This is a genomic window from uncultured Negativibacillus sp. (assembly GCF_944388365.1).
Lineage (GTDB): Bacteria > Bacillota > Clostridia > Oscillospirales > Ruminococcaceae > Negativibacillus.
Map to the genome: position 1 here is coordinate 1 of NZ_CALXIN010000123.1, position 4,855 is coordinate 4,855.

The following is a 4,855-nucleotide window of genomic DNA, read 5'->3' on the forward strand; positions in this document are numbered from 1 at the left end:
CTGATATTCCACCCATGCCATCGCGCACCAGCTGATTCCGCGCAGGCAGGTCATCGTTTCGTACATCGCCGTCCGGCTTTGCAGCTGGTCAAAGTCGTTCTTTCTGCCGCTGGCTGTGTGGTAGTCGCGCAGAAACTGCATCTTTTCTTCCTTACTCAGCCGCACGTCGGTTTTCCAGTAGGTCGTGGTCGGCGCCAGAAAATGGCCCAAGTCCTGCGCCGCCTCTCCGATGAGCGGCTTTTCCCAGTCGATGAGGTAGTTTGGCTTTCCTGCGCCATTGATGAGAAAGTTGCCGGAGTTTAGCTCGGTATTGATGATGCACCGCGGCATCTCCTGCTGGGTGCGGCGGCGCTTTTCTGCCGCGTCCAGCAGCCGTACCAGCTGCTGTTTTGTTTTCATCGGCGCCTGCTGGGAGCGCAGATAGACTCCCGCCATCTGCCGACATTCATTGAGCATCGCCTGCACAGGGTCCTGTGGGCGCAGCAGGCGGCAGTCGGATGAAACCGGCACGGCGTGAATCTGTGCCAGACACTCTGCTGCCAGCCTCAGGTCGGTGCGGTAATCAAGTGCGCGTCCTGGCAGATATTCCATCACCAGCATCTGGTGCTGGCTGTCCACAAAATAAGGCTGCGGCGTGCGTCCGCTGCGCCTGAGCAGCCAGAGCGCGTGGTACTCGTAGCCGATCTGGTCGGACAGGTGCATCTGGCTGCCGGTGTTTTTGCGCAGCACCAGCTTTTGTCCGGTCACCGGATGGGTGAACAGATAGTTGATGTTATATTCTCCCTGTCCCAGCATCGAAAAGGACAGCTGTGCCGATTCGGGAATGCCCAGCTCCTGCTGGAAGCGAAAGTTTGTTACGGCGCGAAGTTGTTGTGTGTTTAAGCTCATCCTGTCTCCCCCTCTGTGTTACATCCACCCTAGCCGGCGCAAAAACTGCCGGCTGTGCGCACAGGCCGCCGGTTGCTGCCGCAGCCGGTCTGCCAGCGCGCGCAGGTCCTGCGGCGAATCCACATCATGCAGCGGCTGCACCGTCCGGCAGCAGTATCCGGCGGCTTTGATGGCAGCCATCGTCTGTTCAAAGACGGTGTTGTCGCCGTAGGACTGGCCTGCAAAGACAAAGGAGCAGCGCATCCTGCTTCCAATCAGATAGTAACCTCCGTCCACCGTGGGACCGAGCACCAACGGACTTTGGTCGAGCGACTGCATCGCTGCGGCAATGATGCCGCGATGAAGCTGTGGCAGGTCGGCGCCCACCAGCACACAGCGGTCATAGCCCATCGCCAGCGTTTGTGCGATGGCGTTGTCCATCTTTTCCCCAAGACTATTCCCCTGTTGTGGAAAAAACTGCCGTTGGTCCGGCAGCAGCTCCTGCAGGATCGACAGCGGACCTTCCTGTCCATAAAAAACCAGCAAATCCCAGCGCGGGTCGTTGCAGGCGGCAAACAAATCCTGCAAAAAGGCACAATGAGCCTCGACGCACTGTGCCGGCGTCAAGGCCGCTTGAAGTCTTGTCTTGGTTTTTCCCTGCACAGGGACGCGGGTAAACAATATCAGCGCCTGTTTCATCAGGAAACCTTGTCTCCCCTTTCTTTCTTCCCTGCGTCCTTTCCCAGATAGTGCCGTTTGACGGCGATGCCCAGCAGCATGACCAGCACAAACAGCACGCCTGCCGCGACAAAGTACCAGACGCGGCCTTCGGTGGCGGTGATGCCCGCCGCGCCGATGGTGAAAAACGAGACGCCAGGGAGCATGAATACAAACGTACAGATAGTATATTTCCAAAAATGGATATCGGTAATCCCATAGGCAAAATTTTGCAGATTATACGGGAACAACGGAACCAGTCGGGTGATCATCAGCACGACCGTCTCGCTGTTGCTGTTCTGCTCAAACAGAAGCTTTTTAAGGTAGGGATTTTTCTCGGCGAGCGGCTTGAGCGAATCGCGCAGGAAAAATCGTCCCACCACAAAGGCGGCGCACGCGCCCAAGGTCGTGGCAATCAGGCAGAGCAGGATGCCCAGCCACGGTCCAAACAGCATTCCAGCAAACAGCGCGAAGGTAGCTCCTGGCAGCGCCAGCACGACGCATCCCACCACCGTGAGGAGGACATACCACAGCATCGCCTGCCAGAGGTTTTGCTGCACCAGCTCCCGCAGGAAGGAGAGGTTCTCGAGATTGCCAAGATACTCCGACCAGCCAAAGCGGCGGTCCAGAATCAGGATCGCCGCAATGAGCAGCACAAAGACAATGAGCTTTGCTTTTTTCATCTTATCGCTCTTTCGAGGCGGATTTTGCCTTCTGTCTTGCATTGAAGATCTGGCGCAGCATGACGATCAGCACCGACAGCGCAAACAGAATCAGCAGTCCGGTCACCAGCAGCTGTGCGCCGCCGGTGAGCATGCCGCCCACATAGGAGTAGACGATGGTGGCTGGCAGCTGACCGATGCCGGTGGCGATGAAGAACGGCCAGAACTTCATCGAGGTCAGTCCCGCCGCATAGCTGACCACGTCAAACGACATGAACGGCAGCAGACGCGCAATCAGCACGCTCTGTTTGCCGTACTTTTCGAAAAAGACGTCGATCTGTTCCAGACCGGTCTTGGTGGTAATCTTCTCGACCACGTCGCGTCCCAGCAGCTTGGCAAGCCAGAAGCACAGCGCCGCGCCCGCCATCGCGCTGCTCCACGAGAGGATGGCTCCCTGCCACCAGCCAAAGAGGTTTGCATTGGCAAAGGTGATGAGAAACGCCGGCAGCGGCGCCATCAGCGACTGGAAGATCATCAGGATGGCAGACACCGCCATCGCATACGGGCCGTAGGACTCGACAAAGTCTTTGACCACCGCAAAGTCGCCGCTGGCAAACATGGCAAAGACCTTGTCCATGCTGGTTTTGACCGGCTCGACCAAAAAGTAGCTGGCAACCGCCGCTGCGATCAGCACCAGCACCACGATCTGCTGTATTCTTTTGGATTTTTTGTTGTTCATAATATCCGCCCCTTTTGCACAGGTTGTCTTTCTTCCCTATATATTGACACAGTTCGATTTGAATAGCAAATTGTTATTTTCTATTCAAGTACAAAGACGGATGAATATTTTTTATATGTTTTTCTCTTGACAATCTTGACCTTTTGGGCTTCATGATTCCTGTTTGCAGGCTGATTCTTCAACAAAGCGCGGTTATTCTTACATGAATATAAAAAGATGGCGGATTTCTCCTCGCACCATACAGGAAATCCTTCCTATTTTTCACGCAGAATGAATGTATGATTGATACTGTCACCGGCGATGCTGCTCCGGCGGGCCGATTTCTGCCGAGGAAAGGTCTGGAACGGCGGCGATGCAATTTGTGCAATTTGTGCAATCTGTCGGATTTTGCCGCGGGATTTTTCCTGAGAATTGGAGGACAGCGGCCGGTTTGGAAGTTTAGCTATATAATAAGGAAAGAAGTGTATCGTTTTTTCAAAACAGGATCTTGGCAGACAGCAACAGAGCCGCCGCTTTTTAAAAAGCGGCGGCTCTGTTGCTTGTTGTTGTGTATAGAAAACGGAGTTGTACTGTTTAAGCCTCTTTCTTTCTGGCCTCGATCTCTGCACGCATCTGCGGAAGCATCTTCTCATACTTGCGGATCATCAGGCTAAAGACCAGTGCAATGAGAAATCCGACGCACGGCAGCAGGGTATTCTCGACAAAGAACAGCTGTTTTACGCTCTCGGCCTGTTCGGCAGCCTTTGGCACATACGGAACCAGCATCAGCAGATAGCCTGCGATCGGTCCGCCCAGTGCCATGCCCACCTTATAGGACACCGAAAAGCCGGACATCAGGATTGCCTCGTTGTTGACGCCGGTTTTCCACTCGCCGTAGACCTTGGCGTCAAAGATGTTGAGCACGATGGTCGCGCCGACCAATCCGACGCCGACGGTGCTGAAGGTCCAGCCGACGATCATCACCCATACATTCATGTCGTGCAGCAGGAAACGGATGCCGTAGCCGACCATCGACATCAGACAGCCGAGCGAAGCGGTTCCTGCATTGCCAAAGTGTTTGGTAAACCAGCTGAGCACCGCATAAACCAGCACGCCGGTGACGGTGGCAACGGTGGAATAGGTCGCCAGAAGGTTGACGTTGCCGAGGTTATACTGGAAATAGTAGGTCTGCGCCGAGCTTTCGATCGACGAACCAACGACGTCGAAGAAGTACAGTCCGATGCAGAACAGCCAGACCTTATTCTTCAGCAGCGCTTTGAGCACTTCTCCCAAACCAGGCGCCTTCTCGACGCTGTTTGCTCCGCCTGCCTCGGTCAGATATTCCGTTCCCCAGAACACAACCAGATGGCACAGTGCATACAGGACACCGTAGAGGATGCCGACATACAGAAAACCCTTCTGCATATCCTCGCCGCCGAACACCGACACCATCGGCAGCGTCGCCGCTGGAACAATCCAGCCGGCAGCTGTGCCATAGAAGCCGGCGATCTGGTTGAGGTGGGCGCGCTGCTGTTTATCGCTGGACAGACGGCCCATCAGGGTATTGAGCGGGATGAGCAGTGCGGTGCTTGCCATACCCTGCAAGGTATAGGTCACCGCTACCCAGATGATCTTTCCGGTCATGGTCAGCTCCGGCATCATAAAGCACAGGGCGACGATCACACCGGCTGGCACCGAGAAGTATTTGAGCCATACTCTGCACTTGCCCTCTTAGGAGCGGGTTCTGTCGACGATGGCGCCCATCATCGGGTCATTGATGATGTCCCAGATCTTGGCGATCAGAATGATGGTCACAGCAACGCCACTGCTGATGCCGATGACATCGGTATAAAAGTACAGCATGAACACCATGGTCAGATAGACCAGCAGC

Annotated in this window: 4 protein-coding genes and 1 pseudogene; all 5 read right to left on the bottom strand. The window is 55.3% G+C overall.

Annotated features, from left to right (window positions below):
- A partial coding sequence (locus Q0L39_RS10695) for an aminoglycoside phosphotransferase family protein (RefSeq protein ID WP_296629067.1) occupies positions 1 to 888 on the bottom strand: 888 nt, incomplete at its 3' end.
- Between the two features lie 18 nt (positions 889 to 906).
- A complete protein-coding gene (locus Q0L39_RS10700) occupies positions 907 to 1,566 on the bottom strand; it encodes a TIGR04282 family arsenosugar biosynthesis glycosyltransferase (protein ID WP_296629069.1) in 660 nt (219 codons plus the stop codon).
- Entirely contained in the window at positions 1,566 to 2,267 is a 702-nt protein-coding gene (locus Q0L39_RS10705) for a TVP38/TMEM64 family protein (RefSeq protein ID WP_296629071.1), read from the bottom strand. The genes Q0L39_RS10700 and Q0L39_RS10705 overlap by 1 nt, the downstream gene beginning before the upstream one ends.
- Position 2,268: 1 nt before the next feature.
- On the bottom strand, positions 2,269 to 2,985 hold the full coding sequence (locus Q0L39_RS10710) for a TVP38/TMEM64 family protein (RefSeq protein WP_296629073.1): 717 nt from the start codon (positions 2,983 to 2,985) through the stop codon (positions 2,269 to 2,271).
- A gap of 573 nt (positions 2,986 to 3,558) precedes the next feature.
- A pseudogene (locus tag Q0L39_RS10715) lies at positions 3,559 to 4,836 on the bottom strand (glycoside-pentoside-hexuronide (GPH):cation symporter).
- Between the last annotated feature and the right edge of the window lie 19 nt (positions 4,837 to 4,855).

What these genes read in the sequence shown, in the direction of transcription:
- Q0L39_RS10700 (WP_296629069.1), bottom strand. Translation starts at nt 1,566, where the DNA reads ATGAAACAGGCGCTGATATTGTTTACCCGCGTCCCTGTGCAGGGAAAA.
- Q0L39_RS10705 (WP_296629071.1), bottom strand. Translation starts at nt 2,267, where the DNA reads ATGAAAAAAGCAAAGCTCATTGTCTTTGTGCTGCTCATTGCGGCGATC.
- Q0L39_RS10710 (WP_296629073.1), bottom strand. Translation starts at nt 2,985, where the DNA reads ATGAACAACAAAAAATCCAAAAGAATACAGCAGATCGTGGTGCTGGTG.